13 protein-coding genes and 1 tRNA gene are annotated in these 13,859 nt (G+C 66.8%); 4 read left to right on the forward strand and 10 right to left on the reverse strand.

Annotated features, from left to right (window positions below; translation table 11 throughout):
- Positions 1–4: 4 nt before the first annotated feature.
- On the reverse strand, positions 5–1,120 hold the full coding sequence (locus VK533_RS06720; RefSeq protein ID WP_324376094.1) for an aldose epimerase family protein: 1,116 nt from the start codon (positions 1,118–1,120) through the stop codon (positions 5–7).
- Between the two features lie 105 nt (positions 1,121–1,225).
- Between VK533_RS06720 and VK533_RS06725 the strand changes: the two genes are divergently transcribed.
- From VK533_RS06725 to VK533_RS06735, 3 genes are all read left to right on the forward strand, one after another.
- Complete coding sequence (locus tag VK533_RS06725) at positions 1,226–1,867, forward strand: 2-dehydro-3-deoxy-6-phosphogalactonate aldolase (protein WP_324376095.1); 642 nt, start codon at positions 1,226–1,228, stop codon at positions 1,865–1,867.
- Positions 1,860–2,786 carry a Gfo/Idh/MocA family oxidoreductase gene (locus VK533_RS06730; RefSeq protein WP_324376096.1) on the forward strand — a complete coding sequence of 309 codons (927 nt, stop codon included), beginning with the start codon at positions 1,860–1,862 and terminating at the stop codon, positions 2,784–2,786. The genes VK533_RS06725 and VK533_RS06730 overlap by 8 nt, the downstream gene beginning before the upstream one ends.
- Before the next feature lie 117 nt (positions 2,787–2,903).
- Positions 2,904–3,962: a sensor histidine kinase gene (locus VK533_RS06735; RefSeq protein ID WP_324376097.1), complete on the forward strand. Its 1,059-nt coding sequence runs from the start codon at positions 2,904–2,906 to the stop codon at positions 3,960–3,962.
- A 121-nt stretch (positions 3,963–4,083) separates the two neighbouring features.
- On the opposite strand, the gene VK533_RS06740 is transcribed toward VK533_RS06735, so the two are convergent.
- From VK533_RS06740 to VK533_RS06755, 4 genes are all read right to left on the reverse strand, one after another.
- Positions 4,084–4,159 (reverse strand) — tRNA-Glu (locus VK533_RS06740).
- Between the two features lie 52 nt (positions 4,160–4,211).
- The gene (gene recJ / locus VK533_RS06745; RefSeq protein ID WP_324376098.1) at positions 4,212–5,975 is read right to left on the reverse strand and encodes a single-stranded-DNA-specific exonuclease RecJ; all 1,764 of its coding nucleotides are present in this window, start codon (positions 5,973–5,975) and stop codon (positions 4,212–4,214) included.
- A gap of 138 nt (positions 5,976–6,113) precedes the next feature.
- Positions 6,114–7,112 carry an inorganic phosphate transporter gene (locus VK533_RS06750; protein WP_324376099.1) on the reverse strand — a complete coding sequence of 333 codons (999 nt, stop codon included), beginning with the start codon at positions 7,110–7,112 and terminating at the stop codon, positions 6,114–6,116.
- Positions 7,113–7,122: 10 nt separating this feature from the next.
- A complete protein-coding gene (locus VK533_RS06755; protein WP_324376126.1) occupies positions 7,123–8,235 on the reverse strand; it encodes a DUF47 family protein in 1,113 nt (370 codons plus the stop codon).
- An 87-nt stretch (positions 8,236–8,322) separates the two neighbouring features.
- Between VK533_RS06755 and VK533_RS06760 the strand changes: the two genes are divergently transcribed.
- Positions 8,323–8,688, forward strand: coding sequence for a VOC family protein (locus VK533_RS06760; protein WP_324376100.1), 366 nt, complete (start codon positions 8,323–8,325; stop codon positions 8,686–8,688).
- Here VK533_RS06760 and argE read toward each other — a convergent pair.
- From argE to VK533_RS06785, 5 genes are all read right to left on the reverse strand, one after another.
- Positions 8,685–9,869, reverse strand: a complete 1,185-nt coding sequence (gene argE / locus VK533_RS06765; protein ID WP_324376101.1) for an acetylornithine deacetylase — start codon at positions 9,867–9,869, stop codon at positions 8,685–8,687. The two genes, VK533_RS06760 and argE, sit on opposite strands and share 4 nt — an antisense overlap.
- 18 nt (positions 9,870–9,887) lie before the next feature.
- Positions 9,888–11,042: a glycosyltransferase gene (locus tag VK533_RS06770; protein ID WP_324376102.1), complete on the reverse strand. Its 1,155-nt coding sequence runs from the start codon at positions 11,040–11,042 to the stop codon at positions 9,888–9,890.
- Entirely contained in the window at positions 11,043–11,978 is a 936-nt protein-coding gene (locus tag VK533_RS06775) for a hypothetical protein (RefSeq protein ID WP_324376103.1), read from the reverse strand.
- Positions 11,975–12,733 (reverse strand): polysaccharide deacetylase family protein, encoded by a 759-nt coding sequence (locus tag VK533_RS06780; RefSeq protein WP_324376104.1) that lies wholly within the window; start codon positions 12,731–12,733, stop codon positions 11,975–11,977. Before VK533_RS06780 ends, VK533_RS06775 begins: the two co-directional genes overlap by 4 nt.
- A gap of 360 nt (positions 12,734–13,093) precedes the next feature.
- Positions 13,094–13,852: an SDR family NAD(P)-dependent oxidoreductase gene (locus VK533_RS06785; protein ID WP_324376105.1), complete on the reverse strand. Its 759-nt coding sequence runs from the start codon at positions 13,850–13,852 to the stop codon at positions 13,094–13,096.
- Between the last annotated feature and the right edge of the window lie 7 nt (positions 13,853–13,859).

Consider the following 13,859-nt stretch of genomic DNA (forward strand, 5'->3'; position numbering starts at 1 on the left):
GTTCTCAGTGCGCGGAGGTCGAAAAGCGCAGCAGGATCAGATTGTGATAGGTCTGACCGGGATCGAGCCGGGCCGATCCGAAGGCGGGCTGGTTGACCGTGTCGGGAAAACCCTGCGGCTCGAGCACGATCGCGTCGCCCTGGCGATAGAGCCTGCCGCTCTTGCCGATCGTGGTGCCGTCGAGGAAATTGCCCGAATAGAATTGCAGGCCGGGCTGGTTGGACAGCATCTCCATCACGCGGCCGCTGACCGGATCCTCGACGCGCACGAGCAGGCGCGGGCTCGGCGAAAGCGTGAGCGCGATCACCCAATTATGGTCATAGCCCTTGCCGAAGGCGATCTGCGAATCCGCAGCATCGCGCACGCGCGCGCCGATCGCGGTGGGGGTGCGGAAGTCGAACACGCTGCCCGCGACCGCGCGTATTTCCCCGGTCGGGATCAGGCCAGCATCAATCGGCGTGTAATGATCGGCGGGAATGGTCAGCACCTGGCCCATCGCCCCGCGCGGCGATCCCTCGCCCGCCAGGTTCCAGTAAGCATGGTTGGAGATGTTGACGACGGTCGGCCGGTCGGTCGTCGCCTTGTAGTCGATTGTGAACTGATTCTGCTCGTCGAGCGAATAGGTCGCGAGCACAGTCAGCGCGCCGGGATAGCCCATGTCGCCGTCCGGGCTGACGTGGCGCAAGGTGACGCTCGCGGACGGGCCGCTTGCGACCGACACCACCTCCCACACCGCCTTATCGAAGCCCTGGGGCCCGCCGTGGAGCGAATTGGCGCCGTCATTGATCGGCGTCTGATAGGCTTTGCCGTCGAGCGTGAAGCGCCCTTTGGCGATGCGGTTGGCGACGCGGCCGACGGTCGCGCCCATGAATTGCGGCTTGGCGAGATAGGTGTCGATCGTCGCCGGCCCGACGATCACGTCGTCGAAACGCCCGTCGCGATCGGCGACCGTCAGCGACTGCAGCGACGCGCCGTAAGTGATGATGCGCGCCTTCATGCCCGCCGCATTGCCAAGCGTGATCGCCTCCACCGTCTGGCCGTCGGCACTGCCGAACGGCGCGCGCGACACGGTGGCGGCGGGGCTTGCGGCGGCGGCGCCGGCGGCTACCAGAAGCGTCATCAACATTCTCCGGTGAAGCATCGCGCTCTCCCCTTTCGGCCGGCGTCCGGCTCGTATACCGCTTTAGCAACAAGCATTAGTCAGACAATATCGGAGATTGGACCGATGGCCCCGCTCGATCTGTTTCGCGACAAGCTGGCCGATTGCCCGCTGATCGCCATCCTGCGCGGGGTGAAGCCCGACGAGATCGTCGCGATCGGCGATGCGCTGGTCGAGGCCGGCGTCGGCATCATCGAAATCCCGCTCAATTCGCCCGATCCGCTACGCAGCATATCGACGCTGGCGAGGCATCTCGGCGACACCGCTCTGGTCGGCGCGGGCACCGTGCTGACGGTCGGGCAGGTCGGCGACGTCGCGGCGGCGGGCGGGCGCATCATCGTCTCGCCCTCGACCGATTATGACGTGATCGCGGCGACCGCGGCGGAGGGGCTGGTGTCCGCCCCGGGCTATTTCACGCCCAGCGAGGCCTTTCTCGCGCTCAAGGCAGGCGCGCATGCGCTCAAGTTGTTTCCGGCCGAGGCCGCGACGCCGGCCGTGGTCCGCGCGCAGCGCGCGGTGTTGCCGAAGGACGTGCCGCTGCTGATCGTCGGCGGGGTCAAGGCGGATGCCGTGGGAATATGGTTCGATGCGGGCGCCGACGGCTTCGGCCTGGGTTCCGCGCTCTACAGGCCCGGCCAATCGGCAGATCAGATCGGCGCCCAGGCGCGCGATTTCGTGGCGGCGGTGAGGGCGGCGCGGCATGGCTGAGATCCGGATCGGTATCATCGGCTTTGGCAAGATCGCGCAGGACCAGCACGCCCTCGCGCTCGCGGGCGATCCCGATTTCCGGCTGGCGGCGGTCGTCGCTCCCGAAGGCGCGCCCGATTCGGGGGTGCCGACCTTCGCCGACGCCGCAGCAATGCTGCGCAGCATCGAACTGGACGCGGTCGCGATCTGCACGCCGCCGGGGCCGCGCCACGGACTGGCGCGCGACTGTCTGGAGGCAGGGCTGCACGTCCTGCTCGAAAAGCCGCCCTGCGCGACTTTGGGCGAGGTCGCCGATCTCGCCGCGCTGGCCGAGCGCAAGCAGCGCAGCCTGTTCACCGCCTGGCATTCGCAGTTCAACGACACGGTCGCCAAGGCCGCGGGGATCACCCGGCGCGAGGGTATCGCGGGGATGGACATCCAATGGCTTGAAGATGTCGAGAAATGGCATCCCGGCCAGGACTGGATCTGGCAGCGCGGCGGCTTCGGCGTATTCGATCCGGGCATCAACGCGTTGTCGATCGCCTGTCTGCTCTGTCCGGAGCCTTTGCTGGTACGCGCGGCGCAACTGCACATGCACGAAGGTGGTCAGCAACCGGTGGCGGTCGATCTGGCGCTGGAGACGGGCGGCATGTGCGAACGGCTCGGTGCGCGCTTCGACTTCCGCCATACGCACGGCGAGCGCTGGACGATCGACCTTATAACCAATCGGGGAACGAGGATCGCGCTGAGCGAAGGTGGGGCGGTGCTGCGCGTGGACGATGGCGCGGCCGAACGGACGCGGGGCCGCGAATATCCCGACATCTACCGGCGCTTTGCCGCCCTGATCGGGTCGGGCGACAGCGAGGTCGATGCGGAGCCGTTGCGTATCGTCGCGGATGCCTTGCTCTCCGGCGTACGCCTGGACGTAACGCGCGGTTAGGACCAGCAACTAATCTATGATAAGGACGTAACGATCATCGAGCTATCGAACGGCTTGCCGATTCGCCGGGTATGGCTTTCGCTTCGCGAGTCTCCGGTCCCCTGAGAGGGGACAGACATGGACCATACGTCCACCGTTCATCCCGAAGTCGCTGGCAGCCTCATGCTGGCGATGATCGGTTCCTCCCATGCGCCCTTGTTGTTGCTCGACGGCGGCCTGAAGGTCGTCGCCGCAAGCGATTCCTTCTGCCACATCTTTCAGCTCGATCCGGCCGCCATGGCCGGCCAGGCGCTCGACACGCTGGGGTCGGGCGAATGGGGCGAGCCGCAACTCGCGGTTCGACTCCGCGCCACCGCGGCGGGCGGCGCGCCGCTCGTTTCCTACGAGTTCGGTCTGGATCGTCGCGGCGGGAAACCGCGCCAGCTCGTGCTCAACGCGCAAAAGCTCGATTATGCCGACAACGACAATGTCCGGCTGATGCTGGCCGCCGCCGACGTCACCGATGCGCGGCTCAGCGAAAAGCTCAAGGAAGACCTGCTGCGCGACAAGAATATCCTGCTCCAGGAATTGCAGCATCGCGTCGCCAACAGCCTCCAGATCATTGCTAGCGTGCTCATGCAGAGCGCACGCCGCGTCCAGTCCGAGGAAACCAGGGGGCATCTTCACGACGCGCATAATCGCGTGATGTCGATCGCCGCTTTGCAGCAGCAGCTTGCGACCTCGACGCTCGACCAGGTCGAGCTGCGCGCGTATTTCACCGATCTGTGCCGCAGCATCGGCACGTCGATGATCCGCGACCACAACCAGCTTTCGATCGAGGTCAGCACCGACGACGCCAGCGCCGCCGCGGACCTGTCCGTTAGCCTGGGGTTGATCGTGACCGAGCTTGTCATCAACGCGCTCAAACATGCTTTCCCGGAGCAGCGGCCGGGCATCATCAAGGTCGGCTACGCGTCGCAAGGGGACGATTGGTCACTGTCGGTGACGGATGACGGCATCGGCATGCCGGGGGTGGCCGCTCCGCCGTTGACCGGGCTCGGCACGAGCATCATCGAGGCGCTGGCGCGCAAGCTCAGCGCTACCGTCGTGATTTCGGATGCCGATCCGGGCACCAAGGTCACGATCGCCCATCAGGACGATGTCGCGCTGGAGTCCCCCGCGCCGCTGGCGGCCTGATCGCACTCGGAGCCCGATATCGGGCGGGGATGGTGACCCAGAAGGGAATCGAACCATGCCGGGTCGGCCGTTGCCGATCCGGCCAACGAAATGCACGGGTTCGCCGCGCAAGCTTGAGGGATGGTGACCCCTACGGGAATCGAACCCGTGTTTCAGCCGTGAAAGGGCCGCGTCCTAGAGCGCTAGACGAAGGGGCCATCCGGGCGCCCGCTTAGGGGGGCGAACCCAAGAGGTCAACCGCAGGCAGCGTCAATCCGCCCAGGCCGCATCGTCGATGTGGAGTTCGGCCTGCGTCCCGCCATTCCATGTGTCGATCCTGGCCCGGCCGGCGAGCCATAATCTGCGGTGTGGGCCGGCGCCGAGCAGCGCCTGACCCAGGGCGCTGTCGGCCTGACGGAAGGCGATCGTCTTGATCGAACGTCCGTCCTCGCCCGCCACCACCGCGCGGACATGGCCGTTGCCGACCACGTCGACCTTGATGATCCGCACCGGCCCGGCGGCGACACGGGGAGCGGGCCAGCCCGCGCCGTAGGGGCCGCCCGCTTCGAGCGCGTCGACCAAAGCAGGCGCGACGCCGCCTGCGCTCAGCACCGCGTCGAGCAGCAGCGCGCGGTCGTCGCGTGCGCGGGCGACGTCGGCGGCAAGGCGTTCGTCGAGGAATTCGATCAGCGCGTCGATCTTGTCGGCGGCGATCGTCAGGCCGGCCGCCATCGCATGGCCGCCGCCCGCGACCAGCAGCCCCATATCCTTGGCGGCGAGCACCGCCGCGCCGAGATCGACACCGCCGATCGACCGGCCCGAACCCTTGCCGACACCGTCCCCATCGACCGCGATCACGATCGCGGGACGGCCGAGTTTTTCCTTGAGGCGGCTCGCGACGATCCCGATCACGCCGGGATGCCAGCCTTCGCCCGAAATCACCGCGACTGCGCGATTGCCCTGCGCGGCGACCAGCAGCTCGGCAGCCTCGGTCACGAGCGACTCGATCGCACGGCGTTCCTCGTTGAGACGGTTAAGCTCGGCGGCGATCTGGTCCGCTTCGGCCTCGTCCTCGGTGGTGAGCAGACGCACGCCGAGATCGGCCTTGCCGACGCGGCCGCCGGCATTGATGCGCGGCCCAAGCGCGAAGCCGAGATCGGTGCAGGTCACCGCCTTGACCAGCCCAGCGGCGCGGGCGAGCGCGGTCAGGCCGATATTGCGGCCCTGCGCCATCACCTTTAGCCCCTGCGCGACGAAGGCACGGTTGAGCCCCTTGAGCTGAGCCACGTCGGCGACGGTGCCGAGCGCGACCAGGTCGAGCAGGTCGATCAGCTTCGGCTCAGGCCGGTCGGCGAACCAGCCGCGCGCGCGCAGATTGCGCAGCAACGCCGCGCCGAGCAGGAAGGCGACCCCGACCGCCGCGAGATGGCCGTGCGCCGCACCCTCGGTCTCATCGAGCCTATTAGGGTTCACCAAAGCGAACGCCTTGGGCAATTCGGTCGCGCATTTGTGATGATCGACCACGATCACGTCGACATTTTCGGCCGCTGCCATTTCCAGCGCCTCGAACGCCTGCGCGCCGCAATCGACCGTGACGATCAGCGTGGCGCCGCCGCGCGCGATCTTGACCAAGGCCTCGCCCGAGGGGCCATAGCCCTCCATCAGCCGGTCGGGGATATAGGCTTGTGGCGCGAGCCCGAGCCCGCGCAGCAGCCGGATCAGCAAAGCGGCCGAAGTCGCGCCGTCGACGTCGTAATCGCCGAACACGGTCACCGGCTCGCCCGCCAGCACCGCGGCGGCGAGGCGTTCGGCGGCGATATCCATGTCGCGGAAGATCGACGGGTCAGGCATGAAGCCGCGGATCGTGGGGACGCGATGCTGTTCCAGCGCGTCGCGCGATACGCCGCGCGCGAGCAACAATTGCGTGACCAGATCGTCGGGCGCGAAGCCTGCGTCGCGCTGGTCCGTCTCGAGCCCGCGCCAACGCCAGGGCTGGCCGAGGATCGAGCGGGTTACGGATAAAGCGGGGGTCACGCGGCCAGCCTACACCTGAAGTAGGGGGGCGTGAATCCACATAAGCCGTCACCCTGAACTTGTTTCAGGGTCCATCGAGCCCCGCGCGCAGTGGTGCGGATGATAGATGGATGCTGAAACAAGTTCAGCATGACGTCGCTAAAACAGTTTGGTCAGCTCGTAGAAGCCCGCACCGACCGCGGCGGCGGCAGGCAAGGTCACGAACCAGGCAACGACGATCGTCGAGGCCACGCTCCACCGTACCGCCGACATGCGCCGTGCCGCACCGACGCCGACGATCGCGCCGGTGATGGTGTGCGTGGTCGAGACCGGAATGCCGCCGAGCGTTGCGAGGAAGAGCGTGATCGCACCGCCCGTCTCGGCGCAGAAGCCCTGCCTCGGCGTCAGACGCGTGATCTTGGAGCCCATCGTGTGGACGATGCGCCATCCGCCGACCAGCGTACCGATGCCCATCGCCGCCTGGCACGAGAGAACCACCCACAAAGGAATGTGCCATCCGCCCGACAGCAGGCCCTGCGAGTAGAGCAGGACGGTGATGATCCCCATCGTCTTCTGCGCGTCATTGCCGCCGTGACCGAGCGAGTAAGCGGCCGCCGACAGCAATTGCAGCTTGCGGAACAGGCTGTCGGCCATGGCCGGCGTCCTGCGGGCGAACAGCCAGCTGGTGATCAGCACCATCACCAGCGCGAGGATCATTCCCAGCAGGGGCGACAGGAAGATCGCGGCCACCGTCTTGCCGACCCCCGACCAGACGATCGCGCCGATCCCGCCCTTGGCGGTGCCCGCACCGATCAGCCCGCCGATCAGCGCATGGCTCGACGACGACGGAATGCCGAGGCCCCACGTAATCAGATTCCAGCTGATCGCGCCCATCAGCGCGCCGAACACGACCTGTGCGTCGATCACATCCAGGGCGATGGTGCCCTTGCCGATCGTGTAGGCGACGCTGTGGCTGAAGAACAGGAAGGCGATGAAGTTGAAAAAGGCCGCCCAGAACACCGCGACCTGCGGTGAGAGCACGCGGGTCGAGACCACCGTCGCGATCGAATTGGCCGCGTCGTGCAGGCCGTTCAGCAGATCGAACAGCAGGGCGATGCCGATCAGGCCGAACAGCAATGGGAGGGCGAGATGAGTCAATTATTGTCGCTCAGGCGTGATCGAGCACAAGACCCTGGATCTCGTTGGCGACATCCTCGAATCGGTCGACCACGCGCTCCAGATGGCTGTAGATTTCGCGGCCGACGATGAACGCCATCGGGTTCGCATCGCCCGAGGCCGCCTTGTAGAGCGATTTCAGGCCGGCATCGTGGATTTCGTCGGCATGGCCTTCGAGCTGAACCAGTCGCGCGGTCAGTTCCAGAATGCGGGTCGCATTGTCGCCGATCGAGCGCAGTAGGGGCACGACTTCAGATGTGACGCGTGCCGCCTCGACGATGATGCCGCTCATATCGCGCATCTGCGGTTCGAAATCGGTCATTTCGAACAGGGTGATCGCCTTGGCGGTGCCGTTCATCTGGTCGATCGCATCATCCATCGCCGCGATCAGTCCGGTGATGGCGGTACGGTCGAATGGTGTAATCAGGATGCGGCGCACGTCCTGCAGCACGTCGCGGGTGATATCGTCCGCCTTATGCTCCTGATCGTAAATCTCTTGGACGTGCATCGCGATGTCGGGGCCGCCCTGTAGCAGGCGCGCGAGCGCGTCCGCGCCGGCGACCAAAGTCGCTGCGTGATCCTCGAACTGGTCGAAGAAGCGCCCCTGCTTGGGCATGAGCGCTTGGAACCAGCGCAGCATCGGTAAATCCTCCCCTTGTCTGCGCGCCCATGACAATAACCGCTCGCGCCGTCCAGTAGGGCGGGACACGCGGAAGCCGCCGATCAGGCGGCCGAGATCGGGCTCGTCGACCGCGGCGGCGGCTTGGGCGAGATCGAACCACTGGGTCTCGCGCTCGTCCTGCTCGGGCCATTCCTCGGCCTGTTCGGTCACCGCGAGCGGGAACAAGGCGACGGTGGCGTGCTTCAGCTGCCCGTTCCGGCGCTTCTTCCAGTAAACATATTGGCCGAGCGGGGTCGGGCAGGCGATACCGCTGACCCCGGCTTCCTCGAACGCCTCGTGCGCGGCCGCTTCGTGGCTCGCCAGCCCCCGGATCGGATTGCCCTTGGGCAGCACCCAGCGCCGCGTTTCGCGGCTGGTGATGAGCAATATGCTCACCTTGCCGCTGTCATCGGTTCGATAGGGTAAAGCTGCAACTTGGCGGATAGCGGGAGTCTCCTTTCGTTCCGCTATAGCCTATAGTGACAATCGTGTGAATCCCGTCAACGAATCGGCTTCGAAGAGGAAAACAGGATGGCCAACACGATCGCACCCTGGCTGACGATCGCGGATGGGGACGCGGCGCTTCGTTTCTATGGCGAGGCGTTCGGGGCACGCATCGTATACCGCCTTGAGGAGATCAGTCCGGATGTCGTCGCGCGGCTCGCGGTCGGCGACGCCGAATTCTGGGTCAGCAACGGCGAAAGCAGGGGCGCGCTCGGCGGCGGATCGGTGCGGATGATCCTGACCGTTGCCGATCCGGAGCCGTTCTTTGCCCGCGCGCTCGCCGCCGGCGCAACCGAAGTGTTTCCGGTCGGGGAGAGTCATGGCTGGAGATTGGGCCGTCTGACCGATCCGTTCGGCCTCGACTGGGAAATCGGGCACATGCTGGCGAGCTAGCCCGCCAGCATCTCCGCCAGCCGCAGCATGAAGGCTGCGCCGCGTTCCATTTGCGCGCGTTCGACATATTCGTCCGGCTGGTGCGCCTGCTCGATCGACCCGGGGCCGCAGATCACGGTCGAAAAGCCCGCTTCCTGGAATTGGCCGGCTTCGGCGGCATAAGCGACCACGCGCGGCGGGCCGTTGTCGCCCGTCAGGCTGCGCGCGACGCGTTCGGCCTCGCCGTCGGGCTCGGGCGCAAAGGCGGGGGTGAGCGAGCGGCGGACCACCACCACGCCGGTTTCGGGAAAGCGCGCCTTCATCTCGGTATCGAGCTTTTCGGCTTCGGTAAGGAAGGGGGCGAGGATATTCATCGGATCGACCCCGGGCGGGCAGCGCAGGTCGAACACGAACACGCATTCGCGCGCGAGAATGTTGACCGCGGTGCCGCCGTTGATCTGGCCGATCGTAAGCGTGGCGTGTTTGGGCGTGAACGGCGAAGCGGGATCGGCGTCGCGTTCCAGCTGCCCCGCGAGTTCGCTGAGGCGATTCATCAACCGTATCGCCATCATGTTCGCCGACAGGCCGAGATGGGTCAGGCTCGAATGCGCCTCGTGGCCGGTGACGGTGACGAAATAACTGGTGATGCCCTTGTGGCCGTGGACCACCTCCATATTGGTCGGCTCGCCAACGATCACGGCGGACGGCTTGGGCAGGTTGTTCGCGATCTCGGCAATCATCGACGGCGCGCCGAGGCAACCGACCTCCTCATCGTAGGAGAAGGCAAAATGGATCGGGCGCTTCAGCCGCCCGGGCTCGGCGAAGATCGGTGCGGAGGCGAGCGCGAGTGCGATGAAGCCCTTCATGTCGCACGTGCCGCGTCCATAGAGGCGGCCGTCGCGTTCGGTCAGCGTGAACGGATCGCTCGACCATTTCTGGCCGTCGACCGGCACGACATCGGTATGGCCGGACAGCACGATCCCGCCCTCCGTCCCCGGGCCGAGGGTCGCGTAGAGATTGGCCTTGCGCCCATCGGCATTGGGCACCCGCGTCGCGGTGACGCCAAGTCCACTGAGCAGGCCTTCGACATGTTCGATCAGCGCCAGGTTGGAATCGCGCGAGGTCGTGTCGAACGCCACCAGCCGCGCGAGCATCGCGATGGCGTCGGCGGCGAGGGTATCTATCGGGGGGAGGCCGGTCATTGCCTACCCTTACTGCGCTTAGGCGGCGCGCACAGCAGGCGTTTCGAGCCACCGATAAAGCGAGAACAGGTCGTCGAAATGCGCGTCCATCGTACGCACCGGGCCGGGCGGGCGGGCGAGCGGAGCATTGACGAAGCGGCCGATCGCCTGCGCCGCGCTCATGCTCGATCCCGAACGATAGGTCAGGCCGCCGCTCGCCTGCGCCTGATCGAACGCGCCGCCGCGATCGGGCGCGATCAAAGGCAGGCCCGAAGCCAGCGCTTCGGCCGCGACGATGCAGAAAGTCTCCGCCTCGCAGCCATGAATCAGCGCGTCCGCGCTCGCCATGGTGCGCGCCAGTGCCGCGCGCTCGCGGATCGGCGACAGCAATTTGATATGCGGGTTGTCGCCGATCTGGCGCGCGAGCTTGGCGCTGTCGCGGCCTTCGCCGATCAGCAGCAGGCCGACCGGGCGGTCCGCGCCCGCGGTGATCGCGGCATCGACCACCATCGGCCAGCGTTTCTCGGCGGCATGGCGTCCAACGCCGATCAGCAGGGTCGCCGACGGCGGCAGCGCGCAGCGTTCGAGCAGGCGCGCGCGCAATGCTTCGTCGCGCAGATTGGCATCGAAAATGCCGGGATCGACGCCCATCGGATTGGTCACGACATTGGCCAGCCCGCCTTCGCGCAGCCGCGCGGACAGGCTGGGCGATGCGCTCACCACAGCATCGAACGCGCGATCGAGCCGCTGCAGATGGCGCCAGAACCAGCCGAAGCCGCGATCGATCGTCTCACGTTCGGCGACCCGCCCGAACCAGCGATAGGCGTAAGCCGACAAGGGGTCGGCGTGCATCACCAGCGCGCGCGGCGCATCGCCGCGCCACTCCGCGACCATCGACGCGCTGCGCCAGGGCGACGACGCCTCGACCATGTCCGGCCGCAGCCGGTCGAGCGCGGCATGGACCTGCGCCTGGTCGGCGAAATAACCGTAGCGGCGGTCGAGCGGGAAACGCGGGGAGGCGAGCCATTCGATCCGCGCGCCGGGGCCGCGCTCCTCGACCCGGTTCTCGCGGCCGGGCGCGAGCACGATCATCTCGTGCCCCGCCGCCGGTGCCGCCTTCAGTTTGCGCTCGACATAAGTCCGCACCCCGCCGCCCGCGGGCGTGTAGAAAGCGCAGACGTCGACGATCCGCATCTATTCCGCGGCCTGCTGCGGAAAGGCGAATTCGGCGAGCACCAGCGCCGCGCCGACGATCAGGTGGGTGGCGAGGATGAGCGTCGCCATCATCGCCATCAGATCCCCGATCGCGACCGAACGGCCGATCAGCAGGACCGCGACGGCCGCGAATGCGAAATCCTTGTTTGGCAGCAAGGGCAGGCGCGACAGCAGCAGCCGCACCGCCGCGAGCAATATCCACCAGCCGATCGCGACCTGCGGCAAGGCAAGGTGCCACAGCAAAGCGGGCAGTAGCGCGGTCACGACGACGCGGCCCAGTTGCGCGGCGGCGACGAAGGCGAGATCGCGCTCGCCGAGCGTCAGCACGCGACCGCGCGCCAACAGCAGCACCAGCGACGAGCCGAGCGTGATGACGACCGCCGCCACCAAAGTCCTGGGTGCAACCCCGAGATGGAGCACGTGGAGAAACGGATACGCCGCCGCCAGCACCGCGAGCGTGACGACATTGCCCATCACCGCCGACAGGATCGCGACGTCCTTGACCGCGCCGAATGGGGCGGCGACCATCTTCAGCCGGCTGCGCGCCCAGCTGTAGAAATGGACCTCGCCGATATAGCCCATCAATATTTCGTTGCCGACGAACTTGCGCGTAAGCGCGCCCAAGCCGGCGACGAACGGGAGGTGCCACAGCCGGCGGAAGATCAGCAGATCGAACAAGGGCGCGGCGAGATAATAAGCCGCGAACGCCAGCCAGAAGAGCGGCGAGCGCGGCAGCATCGCCGCCACGCCGCCGATCTGGAGACCGCGCAATTGATAAAGGACCGCGCCGAATATCCCGAGCGAAATGACGGGCCCAAGCCAACGCAGCGCGGCATTGCCGGCCTCCAGCAACGGAGGATCGAACGATTTCTCGTCCCAGGTGACCGCGTTGGCGTCGCTTACAAGCTTACTCAAACAACTTCCCCTCGAACGGGTCCGCCGCGTGCGGTCCCATGCAAATCGGCATAATGCGCGGCCTTTCGACCGCTGAAGGCGGCGAAGGTGGCGTCGATGCTCCGGAGCAGGGCCGGAACATGGGCATCCCCCGGATGAACCGCAATCCTGATCGTTCGCAAAGGCTTAAGCGCCGTCCGCGCCAAGGCCGCAAACGCCAGCGAACTGACGGTGCGTCCCCTGCTTCTGCTTGCCCAGGTAATGACCGGCCCACGTGCCAAGACGGCACCGCTGATAGGATCCCACACCCGCATATGATCCTCGGCGAGCGGGAACCGTTCAGCCGCGATCGCCGCGCGCGCGCCCGGCCCGTACAGCCAAGCCGGCGCGATGAAGCCCGCCACCGGCCGACCGATCGCATTCTCCACCACCGCGCGTCCGGCGCGCAGCCGCCGCGTCGCCTCCGCCTGATCGAGGCCGAGAAACTCGCCCTCGCCCGCGGTCATATGCTTCGCCTTCCACGCGGCGGTGCCGTCATGCGCGCTGTCGTCGCGGTGCGACCAGCCATGGAGGAACATCTCGACGCCATTGTCCGCCCAGTGGCGCAGTTTCGCGGCGAAGGCGGGCGCGGCGGAAAGCGGCGCCTCGCCCCAATGGTCAGGCACGACCAGCATCGCGAAACGGCCGGACCCGACATGCGCCTCGAGCCGGCCGGCCAGCCGATCCACCTCGCTTTCGAAGCGGGGACCGACATCATGAATGGACGCGAGCAACATCGGCTCAGCCGCCTCTTCGTCCGATCTTCACGTCACGCATCACGCAGTCCCCTTTGGCCACCGCACATGAACGTCCAATGTCTCTTTATTATGACCCTTCGGCCAGCCGGCGCCAAATTGTGCTTGCATGAGTCATTTATCGGAGTTCCGAATCGATCGGCGACCAGACTGGCCGAGTCGCGTCACGGGTCTTGACGCGTACGACAAAGGCATGATGCCCCGACAAGGCGCTCGGCTGAAACGAGCAACGGCTTGGCGCGCCGACCCCGTTCCTGACTCGACCATCGGCCTGCCAAGCCTAGGATGGCGGGTGCGGACGCCGGCCATCGCAGACTCCCTGGCCGGCGTCCGCTTCCTTTATCAGACGAGCGCGGCCAGCCCTTCGCGATAGGAAGGGTAAAGCGGCCGCCAGCCGAGCAGCCGCTTCGCCTTCTCGTTCGCGACCCGCCGATTCTCGCTGTAGAAAGCCCGCGCCTGCGGCGAGAGGTCGAGCTGGTCGAGCGTGCGCAATGGCGGCACGGCCAGACCAAGCAGGCCGCAGCCATATTCCACCAGGTCATTCTGCGGCGCAGGCCTATCGTCGGCGAGATTATACACGCCCGCCGGGCCGCGTTCGATCGCCGCGCGCACGCCGCCGATTATGTCGTCGACATGGATACGGCAAAAGACCTGGCCAGGCAGGTCGATGCGATGCGCCTGGCCCGCCTTCAGCCGTTCGAGCATCGCCCGGCCCGGCCCGTAGATTCCCGGCAGGCGGAAGACGCGCGCGCCGATCGCAGCCCAGGCTTGATCGGCGGCGATGCGCCCGTCGCGGCGGCCGCCCAGCGCGGCGCTTTCGTCGACCCACGCGCCTTTCGTGTCGCCATAGACGCCGGTCGAGGACAGATAGCCGATCCACGGCGCTTTGCGGAGCGCATCACCGTAAGCGGGAAGGATCGGATCGCCGTTGTCGCCGGGGGGCACGGTCGAGAGGACGTGCGTCGCCTGCCCGAGCGCGGCGCGTGCAATATCGTTGGGTGTGTGGCGGCTGATTGCATCCACTTGCCATCCGTCGCGTTGCAGCGACGATGCGAGACGCGATCCCGTATAACCGGGGCCGAACAGGACGAGGCGAGCCATGCCGCGC

Origin of the sequence: Sphingomonas sp., from assembly GCF_035317925.1 — a bacterium.
GTDB lineage: Bacteria > Pseudomonadota > Alphaproteobacteria > Sphingomonadales > Sphingomonadaceae > Sphingomonas_I.

Coding starts and splice junctions, on each gene's coding strand:
- argE (WP_324376101.1), bottom strand. CDS start 9,869: ATGACCGGCCTCCCCCCGATAGATACCCTCGCCGCCGACGCCATCGCG.
- VK533_RS06760 (WP_324376100.1), top strand. CDS start 8,323: ATGGCCAACACGATCGCACCCTGGCTGACGATCGCGGATGGGGACGCG.
- VK533_RS06725 (WP_324376095.1), top strand. CDS start 1,226: ATGGCCCCGCTCGATCTGTTTCGCGACAAGCTGGCCGATTGCCCGCTG.
- VK533_RS06780 (WP_324376104.1), bottom strand. CDS start 12,733: ATGTTGCTCGCGTCCATTCATGATGTCGGTCCCCGCTTCGAAAGCGAG.
- VK533_RS06735 (WP_324376097.1), top strand. CDS start 2,904: ATGGACCATACGTCCACCGTTCATCCCGAAGTCGCTGGCAGCCTCATG.
- VK533_RS06770 (WP_324376102.1), bottom strand. CDS start 11,042: ATGCGGATCGTCGACGTCTGCGCTTTCTACACGCCCGCGGGCGGCGGG.
- VK533_RS06730 (WP_324376096.1), top strand. CDS start 1,860: ATGGCTGAGATCCGGATCGGTATCATCGGCTTTGGCAAGATCGCGCAG.
- VK533_RS06785 (WP_324376105.1), bottom strand. CDS start 13,852: ATGGCTCGCCTCGTCCTGTTCGGCCCCGGTTATACGGGATCGCGTCTC.
- VK533_RS06720 (WP_324376094.1), bottom strand. CDS start 1,120: ATGACGCTTCTGGTAGCCGCCGGCGCCGCCGCCGCAAGCCCCGCCGCC.